Here is an 18,920-nt window from a genome sequence, read left to right as displayed (position 1 = left end):
CTGGTGCACCCGGCCGACAGCGTCGGTCTTCAGAATCCCGATTCGTCGAGACGCATCACAGCGAGGTCGGTGCTGGACACGACCGCGCGTTCGGCGGTCAGGTGTGGCAGGACCGTGGTGGCGAAGAACGAGGCGACGGCGACCTTGCCCTGGTAGAACTCGGCCTCGTCGAGACCGTCCTCGGTGCCCAGAGCCGCGAGCGCGATGTCGGCGGCAACGATCAGCCGCCACGCCACGAGCAGATCGCCGACGGCCAGCAGAAAACGCACGGCATGCAGACCGATCCGATAGAGCTCGGTCGGCTCCTCGCGCCCGGCGAACAGGTGTTTGGTCAGGTCGCCCGCGACTTCTTGAATGTCCTCGAGCGCGTGGGCGAGCAGAATCTTCTCGGACTTGAGGCGCCCGCCATCGGCATCGGACCCGGCGGTGGATCGGACCTGGTCGAGCAGGTGCGCCAGGGCCACCCCGCGATCGCGCGCGATCTTGCGGAAGAAGAAGTCCTGCGCCTGGATCGCGGTGGTGCCCTCGTAGAGCGAGTCGATCTTGGCGTCGCGGATGTACTGCTCGATCGGGTAGTCCTGGAGGAATCCGGATCCGCCCAAAGTTTGCAGGGATTCGGTCAGATACTGGTAGGCGCGTTCGGAGCCGACGCCTTTAACTACCGGCAGGAGCAGATCGTTGACGCGTTCGGCAAGGTTCTCGTCGGCTCCAGAGATCTGGCGGGCCAAGACCGGGTCCTGATGGCCGGCTGTGTAGAGATAGATCGAGCGCAAGCCCTCGGTGTAGGCCTTCTGCATCATCAGCGACCGGCGGACGTCGGCATGGTTGATGATGGCGACCTTCGCGGCGTTCTTCTCCAGGGAGCGGGCCAGATCAGAGCCCTGGACCCGAGATTTCGCATAGTCGAGGGCGTTGAGATAGCCGGTGGAAAGAGTGGCGATAGCTTTGGTGCCGACCATCATTCGGGCTTCCTCGATCACCTTGAACATCTGAGCGATGCCGTCGTGGATGTCGCCGACGAGGTAGCCCACCGCGGGTACCCCGTGTCCGCCGAAGGTCAGCTCACAGGTGGCCGAGGCCTTCAAGCCCATCTTGTGTTCGACGTTGGTGACGAAGACGCCGTTGCGCTCGCCGGGCTCGCCGGTTTCGTCGTCGAAGTGGAACTTCGGGACGATGAACAGGCTCAGGCCCTTGGTTCCGGGCCCGGCTCCTTCGGGGCGGGCCAGGACCACGTGGACGATGTTCTCGAACAGGTCGTCGGAGTCGGCGGAGGTGATGAATCGCTTCACGCCCTGGATGTGCCACGATCCGTCTTCCTGCTCGGTTGCCGTGGTGCGGCCCGCGCCGACGTCGGAGCCTGCGTCCGGTTCGGTCAGCACCATCGTCGCGCCCCAGTTACGTTCGACGATGTGCGTCGCCCAGCGCTGCTGCTGTTGAGTCCCGATCCCGGTGAGGATATCGGCCATCGTCGGCCCTGTGAGGTACATGTAGGCCGCCGGCTGGGCGCCCAGGATCAGCTCGCTGATCGCCCACGCGAGCATGGAAGGCGCGGGCACGCCTCCGATCGCCTCGCTCTTGGCCACCCGCCACCAGCCTGCCTCGTGCCAGGCGCGCACTGCCTTCTTGAACGGTTCCGGTAGTCGAACCGAGTGGGTGGCCGGGGTGAAAACCGGTGGGTTGCGGTCGGTGTCGGCAAACGGGTCCGCGAGCGGCCCCTCCGCCAGCCTGGCCGCCTCCGACAGCATCATCTGCACGGTGTCGCTGTCCAGGTCGCCGAAGGCGCCCGCGTCGAGGACGGTATCGAGGCCGTACACCTCGAACAGATTGAATTCCAGATCTCGAACGTTGCTCTTGTAGTGGCCCACCGGGTCATCCCTCTCGACGGGACCCGCCTCGTTCGAGCGGGTGCTGAAACGCGGCGCGCGGCGCGCTGCCGGAGCCATGATGGCGCAGCAATCCGATCCATGCAACCTAAGTAACTCTGCGATAAGGTTGCTGGACAGTCTGTATCACCAACTGATCTGGGAGTTCACAGTCTCAGTGCCGTTAAGTCACTGCGAGACCGACTGCGGTATCGGCGAGTAGGGCACATCGGCCATGGCGATTCGCTCACCGATAACGCACAGCAGGTCAGCGAGGTCGGCACGCCGGGTCAGCCGGGGATTGCGCACCGAGTCGGTGACCACTGTGGTGATCGTGTGGATCAACACCCGGGCGGTCGGCATAGACAGCTCAGGGCGGATCGACTGCAGCAGCCGTGCCCAGCCGATATTGCCTTCACGGTGGATGCGGCGGTACCTGGCAGCGGCGTCATCGGGGAGGTGCCCGATCTCGCTGACCGCCGTACCGACGAGATCGGTGCGATCCATGGCGAATTCCACGTAGTACCGCAGCAGGAGCCGCAGCGATGCCTGCGGATTCGCACCCTCGGCGAGCGCGCGCTGGGCGTAGATCTCGACCCATTCGTTGTTGCGGTCGATGATCTCGTTGAGCAGTTGGGTCTTGCCGGCGAAATGGTGATAGAGCGCGGCCCCGCTGACCCCGACCGCGGCACCGATGTCCTCGATACTCACCGCGCCGAAACCACGTTCCTCGAACAGCTGTGCCGCGGCGATGATCATTCGCTCCGGTCGGGAGTCGGGCTCGGATCGCGTGTCTGGTCCGGTGTCGCCGGACTCGACGATCGGTGTCCGCGCGTCGCCGCCGGGAAGATCGACGTCGACCACGGCACCGAGGACCGCGTCGAGCGTCGAGACGAATCGATCCGTCGGCAGCTGGATGCGATGGTTGGACGGGCTGGTCACCACGGACAGAACGATCCAGCTCAGCGCCTCCAGATCACTCGGGGCCAGCCCCGGGCGACGCTGGCCGACGGTCTCTCTGATGCGCTGGGTCAGGCGAACCGCGCGAGACAGGATGCCGCTGCGGTCGACCGGCCTCAGGCTCCGGAACTCGAGTTGCCACAGCCGGGCAACACCGCGGATCTCCAGCGTGACCCGGACCAGCTCGTGCAGTGCCACACCGACATCGCCCGGATTCTCGCGAGCGGTATCGACCCGGGAGATGATCAGGTCGAGACTTTCACGCAGGCAGGAACCGAGGAGCTCCTGCTTCGTGCGGAAGTGTCGATAGACCGCGGCATGGGTGACGCCGGTGGCCGAGGCGATATCGGTCATCGAGGTGCGGTGGAAGCCACGCTCGGCGAAAGCGGTCGCGGCCGTGCGCAGAATGATCTCCCTGCGGTTGCGTGGTCTGCGGCGAACCGATGTCTGCTCGGCGCTGGGCGGGTCCACCTGCGATTGCTTCGGGCCCGGTGTGCCCAGAATTCCGAAGAGGATCCGCTGCAGGCTGTCGGCGAGCTGCTCCGGGGTGGCATCGATCCAGCCGATCGCCCAGTCGTGCATCAATCCGTTGACCGCACCCGCGAACGTGGTGGCGCTGAGCCGGAAGTCGTCCGGGGCGATCTCGCCGTCGGAGGCGAAGCTGTCGAACGTGTCGCACAGCTGGTCCAGCCAGCGCGAACGGACCTGCAGGCGTTGCAGATCCATCCGCTCGCTGACTCCCACTATTTCGACGAAAGCGACCCGGGCCCAGCGGCGATCGGCAGTGAAGTACGAGAGGTAGGCACCCAGTATCGCCGTCGCCCGGTCGATCAACGGTCGACCGACGGTCTGTCGAGCGGCGTCGAGGACGCGCTGTTCGACGGTGTCGTTCACGTGCAGGAACAGTTCACTCAGGAGGTCTTCGAGGGTGTTGTACTCCTGGTAGAACTGCCGGGTCGACAGCCCTGCGGTTCGGCAGAGTTCGGCCAGTCGGATTTCGCGGTAGCCGGGTCCGGTGGCGAAGGCCTCGAGGGCGATGTGCCGGAGGCGGCGGCGCCGCTCGGTCCGCCGCTCGTCGGCCGTCAGGCCCGCGTAGCTTCGGACTGCCGGCGTGATTCTCCCCACCACTTCTCCATTCGGTCGTCATGCTGTCGGTCTCTGTGCAGTGTGCGCCTTGCGGTGCTACGCCCCTGCTCACGCACATTATGGATACATTCGTATTCACAATACTGCCTCTGGTTCGCCCTGTCCGGGCTAGCGGTGCGCGAGGTGTGAGCCCTTGTGTTTGTCCGGAATCGGGGACAGTCTTAACGCAATTAGTTATGGCGTTAAGGATTGATCGCACAGAGAGGGAGGGCTGGTCATGGTTGCATCCGCAGCGGACGTCGCGACGACGCGGCGGGCGGGTCCAGTCGCTTTCGTCATCACGGTCTTCGCCTTCACGGTCGTCATGATGGGCACCACGCTGCCCACCCCGCTGTACGCGCTCTATGCCGAGCACATGGGCTTCGACGTGCTCACCACTACGACCATCTTCGCGGCCTACGCACTGGGCGTCGTCGCCGCGCTGATCCTGTTCGGCCGCTGGTCCGACCAATTCGGCCGCCGCCCACTACTTCTCGCGGGCATCGCTTTCTCCGCTGTCGGCGCGGTGGTGTTCTTGACTGCGGGACCGGTCTGGCAGCTGATGGGCGCACGACTGCTGTCGGGTATTTCGGCGGGCATCTACGCGGGTGCTGCCACCGCTGCCGTCATCGACACGGCTCCGGTTTCGTGGCGCCACCGCGCCGCGGCGGTGGCCACTGCGTCGAATATCGGTGGGCTCGGGCTCGGGGTCCTGGCCGGCGGTCTGATCGCGGAGTACGGTTCGACGCCGCTGCGCAGCCCCTTCGTCATCGACTTGATCCTGCTGGCAGCGGCCGCCGTAGGGGTGTGGTTCATCGCCGAACCGGTCGAGGTGACTTGCCGGGCCCGGCCGAGAATGCAGAAGCCGGTGGTTCCTGCCGAAGCGCGTGCCACATTCGCCCGTGCGGCGCTGGCGGCAGGGGCGGGCTTCGCGGTCATGGGATCGTTCAGCGCCATCGCCCCGTCGTTCCTGGCCCATGTCATCGGCATCGACAACCACGCGATCACCGCGCTCGTGATCGCGACCCTGTTCCTGTGTTCGGCCTCGGCGCAGATCATCGGGCGTGGGATGTCGACGCCAGTCGCGATCGTCATCGGCTGCGCGCTGCTCGCGGTGGGTGGGCTGGTTCTCATCGCCGCGCTGGCCGCCCAGGCGTTCGCGCTCATGGTCATGGGTGCGGCGTTCTGTGGGATCGGTCAGGGCTTGTCGTTCAGTAAGGGCGTCGTCGCCCTGCTCGCCGCGGTCTCGGAGACTCGACGCGCGGAAGTGGTCTCGGCCTATTTTGTCGTCGCCTATCTCGCTACATCGATTCCGGTGATCGGACAAGGACTCGCCGCGAATCATTGGGGATTGCGCACTGCGGGTACGACCCTGGACGGAGCCATTGTTGTGGTGGCGGTTCTGGCCTTGGTTACTACCGTCATTGCCGCCCGGCGCGCGCCCGAGAAATAGTCTCGCGGCGATCTAGGGATTCTGCTCGACACAAACTTAAAACTGGCGTTCGATGTGCGTAGATATTGGACTCGGTACCCGTTTCCAGAGCTCCGGAAACGGGTTGGAGTTGCTTGTTTGTGCCTGGTCGGTACTGCAAAAGTCCGTGTGAGCTGGTGATTCGTCATGTGCAGAGTCTGCATAAGTAGATTATTCAATGTCCCGAATCCCGGCCCTTGTGACTGCCGACACCTTTGTTTTGGATTGTGATGAAGTAGTTTCCCGAAAATCAGCGTGACGCTATTGTTTACATCTCTGACGTACCGAATGAAGCTCGTTGGAGTTATTGTTCCGTTATCCAACTGTTCGGTTTTCTCCGATCTTCTTGGTGGAGGGGATTCAGCGCAAATAGGGCCGACGGTACGAGCGGTCGGCCGTCGACCGAGAGGAAGTTATTCATGCAAGCAACAGAAACGCGCTCGGGTCCGGATGCTGTGAGATCCGGCTGGCGCGAGGTGGTGAAGTTCGACCTCCCGTCGTCGATCGTCGTCTTCCTGGTCGCGGTGCCGTTGTGCCTTGGCATCGCGCTGGCCTCGGGTTCCCCGGTCTACAGCGGGCTGATCTCCTCGGTGATCGCCGGCGTCCTCGGCGGGCTTCTCGGCGGATCACCGCTGATGGTGAGTGGTCCGGCCGCGGGAATGGTCGTCGTCGTAGCGGGGTTGATCACCGACCTGGGCTGGGCGGCCATGTGCGCGATCACCGTCATCGCGGGTGGCCTGCAGATCCTGCTGGGGCTCAGCCGCGTTGCCCGTGTCGCGCTGGCGATCTCACCGGCGGTGGTGCACTCCATGCTGGCCGGTATCGGTGTCACCATCGTCCTCGGTCAGGTGCACGTGATCCTCGGGTCGAAGGCGAAGAGCTCGCCTATCGAGAACCTGGCCTCGATGGTCGGCGACCTCGTCGCGGCCCCGCTGTGGGAAGTTGTCGTCGGGTCGTCCACGTTCGCGATCCTGCTGCTGTGGCCGAAGATGCCCGCGACGGTGCGCCGGGTCCCAGGACCGCTGGTCGCGATCGTGCTCGTCACGCTTGTCTCGACCCTGGCCGATCTGCGGATCAGTCGGGTCGATATTCCCGGAAACCCGCTTGCCGCACTGTCGTTCGCGCCGCGTCTGCCCGGATCCGAGCTCGGTGTGTTCCTGATCGGGGTGCTGTCGGTGACGCTCATCGCCAGCGTGGAGAACCTGCTCTCCGCTGTCGCTGTCGACAAGCTGCACCGGGGCCCGCGGGCCGATCTGAACCGGGAACTCATCGGGCAGGGCATCTCCAATATCGCCTGCGGCGCGGTCGGCGGACTGCCCGTCACCGGCGTGATCGTGCGTAGCTCGACCAATGTGATGGCCGGCGCGCGCACCCGCTGGTCCGCTGTGCTGCACGGCGTCTGGGTGCTCGTCTTCACCGTCGCCCTGGGTGGTCTGATCCAGAACATTCCCATGGCCGCGCTGGCTGGTCTGCTGGTGTACGTCGGTATCAAGCTCGTCGACATTGGGCACGTCCGCACCGCGCGCAGGCACGGCGACCTGCCCGTCTACTCGGCGACGATCGGCGGGGTCGTGTTGCTCGATCTGATGATGGGCGTGTTCCTCGGACTGGCCGTCGCCGCGGTGATGATGCTGTACCGCACGATGTGGTCGGGTATCCACGCCGAGGAACGACAAGACGGGTGGCACCTTGTGATCGAGGGCTCGCTCAGCTTCCTGTCCACGCCGAAGCTGTCGGCAGTGCTGAACTCGATTCCACCGGCGGCCGTGGTGCACGTGGACCTGGTCGCGGACTATCTCGACCATTCCGTCTTCGAGACGATCAACGACTGGCAGGAGAGCTACGAGACAGGCGGTGGACTGGTGATCGTCCAGGAGATCGGCCACCCCTGGTTGAGTGCCGGACGTGACGGAACACCGACCGTGCACCGCAAGACCGCCGCGGCATCGCCCGCACCGTGGATGGCGGGTTGGGCGGACCGGCAGTCGCCTGAGCTCGCCGAACTCCGGTCGGACCCGGGTGCACCGACTGTGGTCAATCCGTCACTGCAACGCGGCGTCGATACCTACCGCATGCACACCGCGGCCTCGGTACGGCCGCTGATGAACCGGCTCTCCGCAGGGCAGGCACCCAAGACGCTGCTCATCACCTGCGCCGACTCGCGCATCGTGCCGAACATGATCACCGCCAGTGGTCCGGGCGACCTGTTCGTGGTGCGCAATATCGGCAACCTCGTCCCGGTCAGCGACGCGGTGACAGGTCCCGGCTCGGTGGCCGACAGCTCGGTGGCCGCGGCCGTCGAATTCGCGGTCGAAGTCCTCGGTGTGGAGGACATCGTCGTGTGCGGGCACTCCTCGTGCGGCGCGATGACCGCGGCGCTCACCGGGGCTCCGGGGCACCTGCCCGGGCTGAACCACTGGATCGAGCAAGCGCAACCCAGTGTGGCGCGCATGACTGCGGGCCTTCCCGTGCCCGCGTTGGGTCCCGGACCGGTCGAGCTAGTCGGCAACACGGTCGATGAGCTGGCCAAACACAATGTGGCGCAACAACTCGAGCACCTGCGGACCTACCCCACCGTTGCGGCCGCCGAGCGTGCGGGGCGGCTGCGTCTGGCCGGGATGTACTTCGACATCGCCACGGCTGGCGTGTATCTCATCGATCAGCACGTAGTGCAGCACGGCTGAGGGCGGCCGACCCGGTCTCCTGAGTCGATGCCCGGCCCGCCGATATCGGTGGGCCGGGCATCGGTCTGTGCGGTCCTCGGCGTCAGGCGGTCGCCGCGACCGGGGCTGCGGCGATCATCCAGTTGCTGAACTCGTCGGCCAGGTGCCATTGGTGCTGGTGGATGAGCCGGTCGGGCAGATTGCCCGGGAACTGCACCGTCAGTAGGGCTTCGAGAGTGCCGTCGCGGTCACGGAACTGGTGGCGGACGCCGCCGATGACCAGGCCGTCGTCGAGCAGGGCTTGGCCCGCGACCTGGATGGGGAAGTCGGGATCGACGGGGATGGTCAGCGCTTCGGTTCTGGTGTAATCGACGAGGAACCGCGACGCCGTGGGCGAGCCGCCGGTCGTTTCGACGACTTCCTGACGGCCGTCGGGCAGGCCGCGCAACAGGTAGTGGTCCGGGGTGGCGGCCACCATGTCGACCTCGGCGTCGGTGATGGTCAGATCGTTGAACCAGTCGGCGAATCGCTGCGCGGAGTAATGGGGGACTTCGAGGCGGGTGACCGAAAACTTGGCTCGGCCCCGGCTGGTGGCGACACCGATTCGTGCCATCCGGTCCGAGATCGCCAGATCGCGCTTGAGCATGGCGTAGATTCCCGCGTGCCCCAGCTCGGTCTTCATGGCGGTGAGGGCCTCGCGCTGGACGTCGAGGGGCGCGTCGAGCGCTCTGTCGATCGTGAAGTCGGGCAGGAGTTCGGCTACTCCGCGGCGCCCCAGGCGTGCGGCGAACCTCTTGAGCACCGCTTCGGCGCGCCGCGCTTCCCAGGCGCGCACCTGCTGGCGTGTGACGTTCTCCTCGCCGAGGAATGTTCGGATTTCGATGGGATCGTCCATGTCGGCAACCTCTCATTAAAGCTATTGAAACTTGCGTTAACACTGCCTTCCCGCGCCTGGAAACGCAAGTTCGTATGGCGTTAATTATGCGCAGACCGTTGACAACGTGACGGCGGTAACGGAAGCTGTGTTATCGCAAGTTGAGCTAGCTTTAAATCGAAGGGAATTGGTCAATGCTGACCAGAAGAAGCTTCATCGTCCGTGCCGCCGGGGTGACGGCTGCCACCGCGGCGGTCGCCTATGCCGGTGCGGGAACCACTTTCGCCGACCCTGGTCCGTCGGCAGCCGGACTGCGGACATATATCGACGGTCGCTTGGTCGACCAGGGCAGAGTCGTCGAGTGGGAACGACGGCGGCTCTCGGTCGCCGCGGCGCGGCTGCGCAAGGACTACGTCGGCCTGTTGACCGGTGAGCTCGACTCACTGCTCGCCCGCTTCGCGATCGAAGTCGACGACATCCCCGCCGCCCGAGCGGTGCTGGCTCAGGCTCGCGTGCTGATCGGATCCAACGGATTGCGTGAGCTTCTCGCCGGTGAGCTCGTCGCCTCCGAAGCCGCCACCCGCGCCACACTCGCGGCCTCGGGTGGACGCTGGGCCGTGTCGACCGTCGAGATCGCCAGCGACCACGGCACCGCGCAGGGCTTCATCGACACATTCGACCGGGCGCGGGTGGGCAACGATCAGGCGTTCTGGACCGACGCGTGCCCGGACCACTACATCATCGCCACCATGCCCGATGGACGACAGGAGGTTGTCGAGGTGACCGGTGGAGCCATGCTCGCCAGCCGGTTCCTCGTCGAGTACACCGACCCGGCGAAAGTGGTGGTCGCCGCGGACCCGTCCTACCCGTTCGCGGTCGCCGGTGCGGCCAAGCTCGCCGACGGTGAACTCATCGGCGGGGTCTGCCATCAGTTCCGTGACGAGCCCGGCGGTGGGTTCCGCAGTCAGCTGAAAGTCGCGTTTCCCGCGGCGGTGCCCGGCTTGTACATCAGCGAGCACCAGTGGCATCTCGCGACCGAGTTCGGCAACTGGATCGAGGCATATCTGCGCTGACCCCGGGTGGGGCAGGACGCGTCGGTCCCATCGGTCGGCATTGGGCGTACGGCGTGGCCGTCGAGTAGAACTGGACCATGGATCAGAGTGGACTCGATGCCGACGACAAACAGTCGGTGACACCCCCGGCTCCGCGTAAGCGGACCGGGGGACGCTCGGCGCGGGTGCGTGACGCTGTTCTGACCGCGACCCTGGAGCAGGTCACCGAGCACGGGATCGAGGGTTTGACCATCGGTGATGTCGCGGCCCGCGCGGGTGTCGCCGAGACGACGATCTATCGCCGCTGGGGCACCCGGACCGCGTTGATCGCCGAGGCGGTCACCGAGCTCGCCGCCGTCGGGAATCCCGCGCCGGACACCGGCAGCTTGCGATCGGATCTGGCGGTGCTGGCCGGACAGGTTTCCGACCTGATCTCGCGCCCGGGGATGGCGCGGCTGGTGGGCACCACCGTGGCTCTGTCGTCCGATCCGGAAGTCGACGCCGCGCGCCGCAAATTCTGGAACGATCGCTTCGAGCGGAGCTCCCAGGTGATCACGAACGCGGTGGCGCGCGGTGAACTCCCGGCATCGGTCAATCCGCGCGCTGTGCTCGAAACCCTTTCCGCACCACTATATTTCAGGCTCTTGGTCGGAGAACAGGCGATCGATGACGTGTTCATCGCACGCTGCATCGACGACACACTCGCCCTCCACGGCGAACGGACCTGAGGACAGCCACGCTTCGCGAACGGATCAGGTCGGTGTGAAGCCCGCACCCCTTCCGCGTGGGCTTCACACCGAATCTCATCGGGCAGGGGCGAGGGCGACCGTGAAATCTGCTCCGGTGGCCGCGCGAACGTCGGATTCGCTGACGCCCGGCGCGGTTTCGACGAGTGTGAGCCCGTCGGGGCCGATGTCGAGCACGGCCATCTCGGTGATGATCCGGTGCACGCAACCCAGTCCGGTCCGTGGCAGGGTGCACTGCTCGACGATCTTGGGTTCGCCGCTGCGGGAACGGTGTTCCATCATCACGATGACCCGTTTCGCGCCGTGGACCAGGTCCATCGCGCCACCCATGCCCTTGACCATCTTGCCCGGAATCATCCAGTTCGCCAGGTCGCCGTGGGCGCTGACCTGCATCGCGCCCAGCACGGCGACATCGACGCAGCCGCCGCGGATCATCCCGAAGGACTGCGACGAGTCGAAATAGGAGGCGCCGGGCAGAACGGTGATCGTCTCCTTGCCCGCGTTGATCAGCTCGGGATCGACTTCGTCCTCGGTGGGGTAGGGCCCCACGCCGAGTACGCCGTTCTCCGAATGCAGGACGACCGTGACGTCGTCGGGCAGATAGTTGGGTACCAACGTCGGCATCCCGATGCCGAGGTTGACGTACTGGCCGTCACTGAGTTCGGCGGCCACCCGCGCTGCCAACTCCTGGCGTGTCCACGTCATGGCCGCACCGTCCTGTTCTCGATTCCGACCTCGACTGTGCCCACGTGCACCACGCGCTGTACGTGGATGCCGGGGGTGTGCACCTCGTCTGGATCCAGCTCGCCCGGTTCCACCAGATGCTCGACCTGGGCGATGGTGATTCGGCCCGCTGTGGCGGCCGGGGGATTGAAGTTGCGCGCGCTGCGGCGGTAGACGAGGTTGCCGTGGCGGTCGCCCTTCCAGGCGTGGACCAGCGCGAAATCGGTGACGATCGCGTGTTCGAGCACGTAGGGCACCCCGCCGAAGACGCGCGTCTCCTTCGGGGGACTGGCCAGCGCGATCCCGCCGTCGCCGTCGTAGCGCAGCGGGAGGCCGCCGTCGGCGACCTGTGTGCCGACCCCGGCGGGGGTGAAGAACGCCGGAATGCCCGCACCGCCTGCCCGCATCCGTTCGGCCAGGGTGCCCTGCGGTGTCAGTTCCACTTCGAGTTCGCCGGCGAGGAACTGACGCGCGAACTCCGCGTTCGATCCTACGTAGGAGCTGGTCGTGCGGCGGATCCGGTGAGCCTCGAGGAGCACGCCCAATCCGACGCCCGCGGTGCCGCAGTTGTTGCTCACGACCTCGAGATCGGTGGCGCCGTGGGCGAGTACGGCGTCGATGAGTACCTGCGGCACGCCGACCAAGCCGAATCCGCCGACCGCGAACGACGCGCCGTCCTGAATATCGGCGACGGCCTCGGCGGCCGTCGCAATGACTTTGTCCATCACGCCAGCGATGCTAGCCGAAATGTTCGCAATGCGCACTGTCGTTCGTATAGCGAACACTTGCGTAGGCTAGAGCTGTGGACGTAGCGTGTTCGCAATACGGACTTGTGTTCGCATAATGAACACGTGTTCTTGGTGCATGCCGAGCCCCGTGCCGGGTCGTCGCGACGTAGCCTCGGGCCCGGCTCGGTGCACCGACGTTCGCCGCGGGGTGGACGCCATCGGGCCCAGTGGGAGAAGGAGTTACGGCAGCCATGACAGAACCGTCGCCGGATTACGTGCAGTCCCTCGCGCGCGGCCTCGCCGTCATTCGGGCCTTCGATGGCCGACATCCGCGGCGCACCCTCAGCGAGGTCGCCCAGGCCACCGACCTGACCCGGGCCACCGCCCGGCGTTTCCTGCTCACCTTGGTCGAGCTCGGCTATGTGCGCTCGGATGGAAATCAGTTCTGGCTCACGCCGCGCGTGCTCGAGCTCGGGTACAGCTTCTTGTCCAGCCTGACCCTGCCCGATCTGGCGGGCCCGCACCTCGAGGCGCTGGCAGAGAAGGTTCGTGAGTCGACCTCGGTGTCGATCCTGGACGGCACCGACATCGTCTACGTGGCCCGTGTTCCCGTCAGCCGGATCATGACCGTGTCGATCAACATCGGGACCCGTTTCCCCGCCTACGCCACCTCGATGGGCCGGGTCCTGCTCGCCGACCTCGACGCCGACGCGCTGGAGAACTATCTGGCCGAGGTCGAACTGACGCCCCTCACCGACACGACCGTCACTACGAAACGACAACTGCGCGCGGAGCTGGCCCAGGTCCGCGCGGACGGCTACTGCGTCGTCGACCAGGAACTCGAGCACGGTCTGCGGTCGATGGCGGCGCCGGTGCGCGACCAGCACGGCGTGGTCGTCGCCGCAGTGAACATCTCCACCCAGGCCGCCCGTTACACGCTGCGCGAGGTCCGCGACTCCCTGGTTCCCGCCCTGCTCGAGACCGGTGCCGCGATCGAGCACGACCTCACCCGGATCCGATCCACCACCTGACACCTACGAGGAAGAGCTATGCCCGAAGCTGTTATCTGCGAACCACTGCGAACCCCGGTCGGACGATTCGGCGGGGTGTTCAAAGACATCGCCCCGCAAGACCTCGCGGCGGCGGTGATCACCGAACTGATCACCCGCACCGGACTCGACTCCACGACCGTCGACGACGTCATCCTCGGCCAGTCCTCGCCCAACGGCGAGGCGCCCGCGATCGGCCGCATCGCCGCGCTGGACGCCGGCCTCGGCATCGGCGTACCCGGCATTCAGGTGGACCGGCGCTGCGGGTCGGGTCTGCAGGCGGTGTTGCAAGCCTGCATGCAGGTGCAATCCGGCGGCAGTGATCTCGTCCTGGCGGGCGGCGTGGAGTCGATGAGCCGCACCGAGTTCTACGCCACCGACATCCGCTGGGGCATCCGTGGTGACGGGCCGGTGTTGCACGACCGCCTCGCGCGTGCGCGAATCACCGCCGGTGGCAAGAACTTTCCGGTCGACGGCGGCATGATCGAAACCGCGGAGAACCTGCGCGCGCAGTTCGCGATCAGCCGCGCGGACCAGGACGCGCTCGCCGTGCAGTCGCACCGGCGTGCCGTCGCCGCGCAACGCGATGGCCGCTTCGAAGCGGAGCTGGTGAGTATCGCTGTGCCGCAACGCAAGCGGGAGCCACTGCTGGTGCGCACCGATGAGCATCCACGAGCCGATACCGACCTGGACACGCTGAGCAAGCTGCGCCCGATCCGTCTCGGTATCGATCCCGAATCCACTGTGACCGCTGGAAATTCCAGCGGTCAGAACGACGGCGCGGCTATCTGTATCGTGACGACACCGCAGCGTGCACAAGCACTCGGGCTGCGCCCCATGGCTCGACTGGCGTCGTGGGCGGTCGCGGGCGTACCGCCGTCCACCATGGGCATCGGACCGGTACCGGCGACCGAGAAAGCGCTCGCGCGACTGGATCTCACACTCGATGACCTGGACGTGATCGAACTCAACGAGGCCTTCGCCGCCCAGGCACTGGCCGTGCTGCGGACCTGGAAGGTCGAACCCGACGACCCGCGCGTCAACCCCAACGGCTCGGGAATCTCCCTCGGTCACCCGGTCGGCGCCACCGGCGCCAGAATCCTGGCAACTCTGCTCCATGAACTGGCCCGCCGCGAAGGCCGCTACGGCCTCGAAACGATGTGCATCGGCGGCGGTCAGGGGCTGGCGGCCGTTTTCGAACGCCTCTGATCCACTCGGGACCCGGTTGCGACTAGCTGTCGCGGCCGGGTTCGACCGCGGGTGGTCGCACGACGGTGGCACCGAGCAAATCCAGTGCGTCGACCGCATTCGACACGCGCAGGGGCGATTCGGTGTCGGTCTCACCCAGCTGTGCGGCGACCCATGCCCGGGTGGGGCCGGATTCGTGGCGGCCCGCGACGAACCACACGCCGCGCGCGGGTTCGCTCGACTGGTTGACATACATATGTGGCCGGGTGGAATCGAAGCACAGCGAGTCGCCCGCGCCGAGGATGTACCTGTCGAAATCGAGCAGCAGCGTCAACTCTCCGGTGAACAGGTAGGCGTACTCGGTTCCGGAGTGGCGCATCGGCATTCGGTCCACCGAGCTCGCGGCACCCGGCTCGTAGGTGACCAGCAGGGCGTCGACGCCTGCCTCCGGGTCGACCGCGAGCTTTTCCCACCGGACCCCGTTGGCCATCTCCAGCACCGGGTTGTCCGCGGCGCGTTGAACCACTCCGGAGGACCGGCTCGCACCCGAGTGCCCGGCCGGGTCGGCGGTGGACTCGGCGCGGCCGTACCGCAGGCCCAGAAGATCATCGAGGGAGACCTCGAGATGGTTGACGAGGGCGTAGAGGGTGCTCACCGACGGCTGGGACTTGTTGTTCTCGATCTGTGAGAGCTGGCTGGCGGAGATGCCCGCCGCGGCCGCCAACCCGCGCAGACTCGAACCCCGATCCAGACGCGCCTGCTTCAACGCCGGCCCGATCCTGTCCTGCATCAGCGCACCTCTGTCTACTCGCCGAAACGAAATCAACTATCAGTGAACACTACGGGTTCACTATGAGTGAACACTACCTGCGGCGCGCGGTGACCCTGGTAGCCCGTCCCGACGTGCCGTTTTCGAGCGGGTTTCTGCCCCTGAGGTGCCTCTTGTCGGCGATTCGAACATCGCTGATGAGCCCCGTTCGATGTGGCGACCGTTGTTCCGTGGTTGACATCACTCTCTATATGTTTAATGATACTGAACACATTCACGGTGGCTTCAGCCCCGTTCCCCGTCATCGACGACGAAGGAGACTCGTGTCTTTCCCGATTGCGCGACTTCGGTCGACCTGCTTTTCTCCGCCTCTCACCACCGCTCACCGATTCGCGGCGACAGTCTGCGTAGCGGGGGAGGGGCCGTGCTGATCGGATTCGCGGGCCTGGGCCGAATGGGCAGGCCGATGGCCGCCCACCTGGCCGCGGCAGGACACACCGTTCTCGCCTATGACCCCCATGTCGAGCGAGCGCCCGAGGGGGTCGGCCTCGCCGACTTCCCCGATGCGCTGGCCGCCGCCGCGTTGACGATCAGCATGCTGCCCGATGGTGAGTCCACTCGCGACCTGGTGATCGAGGGTCTGCGCACCGTCGTGCCCGGCCACTTGCACATCGTGATGGGTACCGTCGGCCCGGAGGTCGTCCGTGAACTCGCCGACCTACCGCATCTCGCGGTGATTGATGCCCCGGTGTCGGGCAGTGTGTCGATGGCCGAAACCGCAGCTATCACCACGATGGTCGGCGCCACGCCCGAACAGTTCGAGCGGGCGCATCCGGTACTGGCCGCGATGACCACCGCCCAGTTCCACGCAGGACCCGTCGGCTCGGGGTCCACGGCCAAGCTCGCGGTGAACGCCGTCCTGGCCGGGCTGAGTCAGGCTGTCGCGGAAGGACTTCTGCTCGCCGAAGCCGGTGCCCTCGACCCGGATACGTTCTACGACATCCTGCGCAACAGCGCGGCGGGCGCACCCTATGTCGGCTACAAGCAGCAGGCATACCTCGCGCCGGAGTCGACCCCGGTCGCGGCGCCGGTATCGCTGATCCGCAAGGACCTCGGCCTGGCTCTCGCGCTGGCCCACCGCCACCGGCTGATCCTGCCCGGATCCGAAGCCGCGTTCGCCGTCCTCGACGACGCCGTGGCCACCGGGCTGGGTCAGGCCGACATGGCCGAAGTCCTCACCGTCTTGCGCCGCCGTAACGGCGTGATGTTGCGCGAAACCCTTTCCACCGCACCACAGACAGGAGCCCTCTCATGACCAGCGACACCCTCGCTACGGCCGAGATCGAATCGACCATCCGCTCGCTCGAGGACGCACGCTACGCCGCGGTGGTCGCAGGCGATGTCGACGGCTTCGCCGCGTTCGCGCACCCCGAGTTGCTCTACACGCACTCCAACGCCGTGGTCGATACCCTCGACAGCTACCTGGAGAAACTGCGCACCGGCTTCTACATCTACCACCGGATCGAGCACCCCGTGCACCGGATCGTCGTTGTCGGCGACACCGTGCTGGTCTCCGGTGAAATGCGCGCCGACATCACCGCTGGTGGGGTGCGCAAACAACTGGCCAACAGCGCGCTGGCGGTCTGGGTGCGCGACGGCGATCGGTGGCTGCTGCTGGGCTACGGACCTACGGTCATCCCGGGGGCGATCTGATGACACAGTTCGCCTACGACGGCCTGCCGGGCCGGGTCGTCTTCGGCGCCGGTACCGCGCGCACCCATTTGCTCACCGAGCTCGACCTGCTAGGCGCGCGCCGCGTGCTGCTCATCGCCACCGATGCCGAGAACGGCACCGCGACACAGCTGTGCGCACCGTTCGCCGATCGGGTGGTCGCGACTTTCACCGAGGTCCGTCCCCATGTGCCTGCCGAGGTCGCCGAGCTCGCTCGCAAGGTCGCACTCGATGCCGACGCCGATGTGGTGCTGTCGGTGGGCGGCGGCTCGACGACGGGAACGGCCAAGATCGTCGCGCTGACCACTGGTCTGCCGGTGCTCGCTGTGCCGACGACTTATGCCGGCTCCGAAGTCACCCCGGTGTGGGGTCTGACCGAGCGCGGGCGCAAGACCACCGGGACCGATCGACGGGTACTGCCCAAGACCGTCGTCTACGACCCGGAGCTGACCCTTACTCTGCCGGTGGAACTCTCGGTCGCCAGCGGACTCAATGCAGTAGCGCACTGTGTCGAGGCTTTCTGGGCGCCGCGGCGAAGCCCGGTGTCCAGCGCGGTCGCCGAAGACGGCATCCGTCACTTGGTCAACGGGCTGACCACCATCGCGTCCACCCCGACCGGCCTGGCCAGCCGCGGTGAACTGCTGCTCGGCGCCTACCTGGCCGGATCGGCGTTCGCTATCGCCGGATCCGGGCTGCACCACAAGATCTGCCACGTCCTCGGCGGAGCGTTCGACCTTCCCCACGCCCATACACACGCCATCGTGCTGCCCTACGTACTGGCCTACAACGCACCCAACGCGAGCGAGGCCACCGACCGGATCGGCCGCGCACTCGGGCGAGTCGACATCGTCGACGGCCTGCGTGAACTCGGTGGTGCGGTCGGCGTCCCCGCGGGGCTGCGTGAGCTCGGCATGGACGAGTCCGGTATCGACGACGTGATCGACGACATCCTGGCGATCGCCCCGGCCGACAACCCGACCCGAGTCACCGCGGAAGGGCTGCGCGCGATCTTGCACGGTGCATGGGCAGGATCGCACCCCGTAGGGCCGACGGCATGACCGGCGACCCGGCTACCGCCGTCGACAAGGAACAGGCCGTCACCGAGGAGGTGCTGGCCAGCTTCGACGCCACGCCCGATCCTCGGCTGCGCGAGGTGATGCACAGTCTCGTGCGGCACCTGCACTCTTTCGCCCGCGACGTCCGGCTCACCGAACACGAGTGGGAGTCGGCGATCGACTTCCTCACTCGCGCAGGGCATATCACCGACGATCGGCGTCAGGAATTCATTCTGCTCTCCGATGTGCTCGGCCTGTCCATGCTCACGGTGGCCATCAACGAACCTGCCCAGCCCGGCGCTACCGAGTCGACGGTGTTCGGTCCGTTCTTCGTCGATTCCGCACCGGAGATTCCGCTCGGAGGCGATATCGCCCGGGGCGCGAAGGGTCTGCCCTGTTACGTCTCGGGCCAGGTCCGTACTACCGGTGGCGAGCCGATCGCGGGGGCACGGATCGAGGTGTGGGAAGCCGACTCCGACGGTTTCTACGACGTCCAGTACACCGACGACCGCTCGGCCGGTCGCGGCTGGCTGCGCTCGGGCGCGAACGGCGAGTACCGATTCTGGTCGGTACTGCCCGCGCCGTATCCGATTCCCCACGACGGCCCGGTCGGCGACCTGCTGAGCGCGACCGCCCGCGGCCCGATGCGCCCCGCGCATCTGCACTACATGGTCACCGCGCCGGATTTCCGGCCCCTGATCACCCATATCTTCGTCGCGGGCGACCCCTACCTCGACTGCGACGCGGTGTTCGGAGTGAAGGAGAACCTCGTCGTCGAGGCCGTCCACCACACCGACACCACCGCTCCCGACGGGACGCACCCGCAGGACGGCTGGAGGAGCATCACGTTCGACCTGGTGCTGGCCACCCACGACGGCCGCTAGCGCCCCCGTCACACACACGACCGGACCCGTCGAGGTCCGG

The 18,920-nt window shown here is 66.4% G+C and carries 16 protein-coding genes; 10 read left to right on the top strand and 6 right to left on the bottom strand.

The window, feature by feature from the left end:
* Positions 1–29: 29 nt before the first annotated feature.
* Entirely contained in the window at positions 30–1,865 is a 1,836-nt protein-coding gene (locus ACFTS5_RS09555) for an acyl-CoA dehydrogenase (protein WP_378629275.1), read from the bottom strand.
* Between the two features lie 186 nt (positions 1,866–2,051).
* Positions 2,052–3,947 (bottom strand): TetR/AcrR family transcriptional regulator, encoded by a 1,896-nt coding sequence (locus tag ACFTS5_RS09550; RefSeq protein WP_378629272.1) that lies wholly within the window; start codon positions 3,945–3,947, stop codon positions 2,052–2,054.
* Between the two features lie 238 nt (positions 3,948–4,185).
* Here ACFTS5_RS09550 and ACFTS5_RS09545 point away from each other — a divergent pair, with 238 nt between their 5' ends.
* Both ACFTS5_RS09545 and ACFTS5_RS09540 read left to right on the top strand, forming a co-directional pair.
* The gene (locus ACFTS5_RS09545; RefSeq protein WP_378629271.1) at positions 4,186–5,400 is read left to right on the top strand and encodes an MFS transporter; all 1,215 of its coding nucleotides are present in this window, start codon (positions 4,186–4,188) and stop codon (positions 5,398–5,400) included.
* Positions 5,401–5,837: 437 nt separating this feature from the next.
* The gene (locus ACFTS5_RS09540) at positions 5,838–8,102 is read left to right on the top strand and encodes a SulP family inorganic anion transporter (protein WP_378629269.1); all 2,265 of its coding nucleotides are present in this window, start codon (positions 5,838–5,840) and stop codon (positions 8,100–8,102) included.
* 82 nt (positions 8,103–8,184) lie between these two features.
* Here ACFTS5_RS09540 and ACFTS5_RS09535 read toward each other — a convergent pair whose 3' ends face one another.
* Positions 8,185–8,976: a hypothetical protein gene (locus ACFTS5_RS09535; RefSeq protein WP_378629268.1), complete on the bottom strand. Its 792-nt coding sequence runs from the start codon at positions 8,974–8,976 to the stop codon at positions 8,185–8,187.
* Between the two features lie 173 nt (positions 8,977–9,149).
* On the opposite strand from ACFTS5_RS09535, the gene ACFTS5_RS09530 reads away from it, so the two are divergent.
* Together ACFTS5_RS09530 and ACFTS5_RS09525 are read left to right on the top strand one after the other, a co-directional pair.
* Positions 9,150–10,028, top strand: coding sequence for a hypothetical protein (locus tag ACFTS5_RS09530; protein WP_378629266.1), 879 nt, complete (start codon positions 9,150–9,152; stop codon positions 10,026–10,028).
* 77 nt (positions 10,029–10,105) lie between these two features.
* Positions 10,106–10,735: a TetR/AcrR family transcriptional regulator gene (locus ACFTS5_RS09525; protein WP_378629265.1), complete on the top strand. Its 630-nt coding sequence runs from the start codon at positions 10,106–10,108 to the stop codon at positions 10,733–10,735.
* A gap of 75 nt (positions 10,736–10,810) precedes the next feature.
* On the opposite strand, the gene ACFTS5_RS09520 is transcribed toward ACFTS5_RS09525, so the two are convergent.
* Together ACFTS5_RS09520 and ACFTS5_RS09515 are read right to left on the bottom strand one after the other, a co-directional pair.
* Entirely contained in the window at positions 10,811–11,458 is a 648-nt protein-coding gene (locus tag ACFTS5_RS09520; RefSeq protein WP_378629263.1) for a CoA transferase subunit B, read from the bottom strand.
* Positions 11,455–12,201, bottom strand: a complete 747-nt coding sequence (locus ACFTS5_RS09515; RefSeq protein WP_378630013.1) for a CoA transferase subunit A — start codon at positions 12,199–12,201, stop codon at positions 11,455–11,457. The genes ACFTS5_RS09520 and ACFTS5_RS09515 overlap by 4 nt, the downstream gene beginning before the upstream one ends.
* 254 nt (positions 12,202–12,455) lie before the next feature.
* Here ACFTS5_RS09515 and ACFTS5_RS09510 point away from each other — a divergent pair, with 254 nt between their 5' ends.
* Both ACFTS5_RS09510 and ACFTS5_RS09505 read left to right on the top strand, forming a co-directional pair.
* Positions 12,456–13,235 carry an IclR family transcriptional regulator C-terminal domain-containing protein gene (locus ACFTS5_RS09510; protein ID WP_378629262.1) on the top strand — a complete coding sequence of 260 codons (780 nt, stop codon included), beginning with the start codon at positions 12,456–12,458 and terminating at the stop codon, positions 13,233–13,235.
* 18 nt (positions 13,236–13,253) lie between these two features.
* The gene (locus ACFTS5_RS09505) at positions 13,254–14,462 is read left to right on the top strand and encodes an acetyl-CoA C-acetyltransferase (protein WP_378629260.1); all 1,209 of its coding nucleotides are present in this window, start codon (positions 13,254–13,256) and stop codon (positions 14,460–14,462) included.
* Positions 14,463–14,484: 22 nt separating this feature from the next.
* On the opposite strand, the gene ACFTS5_RS09500 is transcribed toward ACFTS5_RS09505, so the two are convergent.
* Positions 14,485–15,231, bottom strand: a complete 747-nt coding sequence (locus ACFTS5_RS09500) for a helix-turn-helix domain-containing protein (protein WP_378629258.1) — start codon at positions 15,229–15,231, stop codon at positions 14,485–14,487.
* Between the two features lie 403 nt (positions 15,232–15,634).
* On the opposite strand from ACFTS5_RS09500, the gene ACFTS5_RS09495 reads away from it, so the two are divergent.
* Genes ACFTS5_RS09495 through ACFTS5_RS09480 form a run of 4 tightly spaced genes read left to right on the top strand, consistent with a single transcriptional unit; the run spans position 15,635 to position 18,880 of the window.
* On the top strand, positions 15,635–16,525 hold the full coding sequence (locus ACFTS5_RS09495; protein ID WP_378629256.1) for an NAD(P)-dependent oxidoreductase: 891 nt from the start codon (positions 15,635–15,637) through the stop codon (positions 16,523–16,525).
* On the top strand, positions 16,522–16,923 hold the full coding sequence (locus ACFTS5_RS09490) for a nuclear transport factor 2 family protein (RefSeq protein WP_378629254.1): 402 nt from the start codon (positions 16,522–16,524) through the stop codon (positions 16,921–16,923). The genes ACFTS5_RS09495 and ACFTS5_RS09490 overlap by 4 nt, the downstream gene beginning before the upstream one ends.
* Positions 16,923–17,999, top strand: coding sequence for a maleylacetate reductase (locus ACFTS5_RS09485; protein WP_378629252.1), 1,077 nt, complete (start codon positions 16,923–16,925; stop codon positions 17,997–17,999). The genes ACFTS5_RS09490 and ACFTS5_RS09485 overlap by 1 nt, the downstream gene beginning before the upstream one ends.
* Positions 17,996–18,880, top strand: coding sequence for an intradiol ring-cleavage dioxygenase (locus tag ACFTS5_RS09480; protein ID WP_378629249.1), 885 nt, complete (start codon positions 17,996–17,998; stop codon positions 18,878–18,880). The genes ACFTS5_RS09485 and ACFTS5_RS09480 overlap by 4 nt, the downstream gene beginning before the upstream one ends.
* Positions 18,881–18,920: the final 40 nt, after the last annotated feature.

Origin of the sequence: Nocardia sp. NPDC056952 (assembly GCF_042674185.1) — a bacterium.
Classification (GTDB): domain Bacteria; phylum Actinomycetota; class Actinomycetes; order Mycobacteriales; family Mycobacteriaceae; genus Nocardia.
Note: the sequence above shows the minus strand (reverse complement) of the source record. Positions and strands in the feature narration are given on the sequence as shown.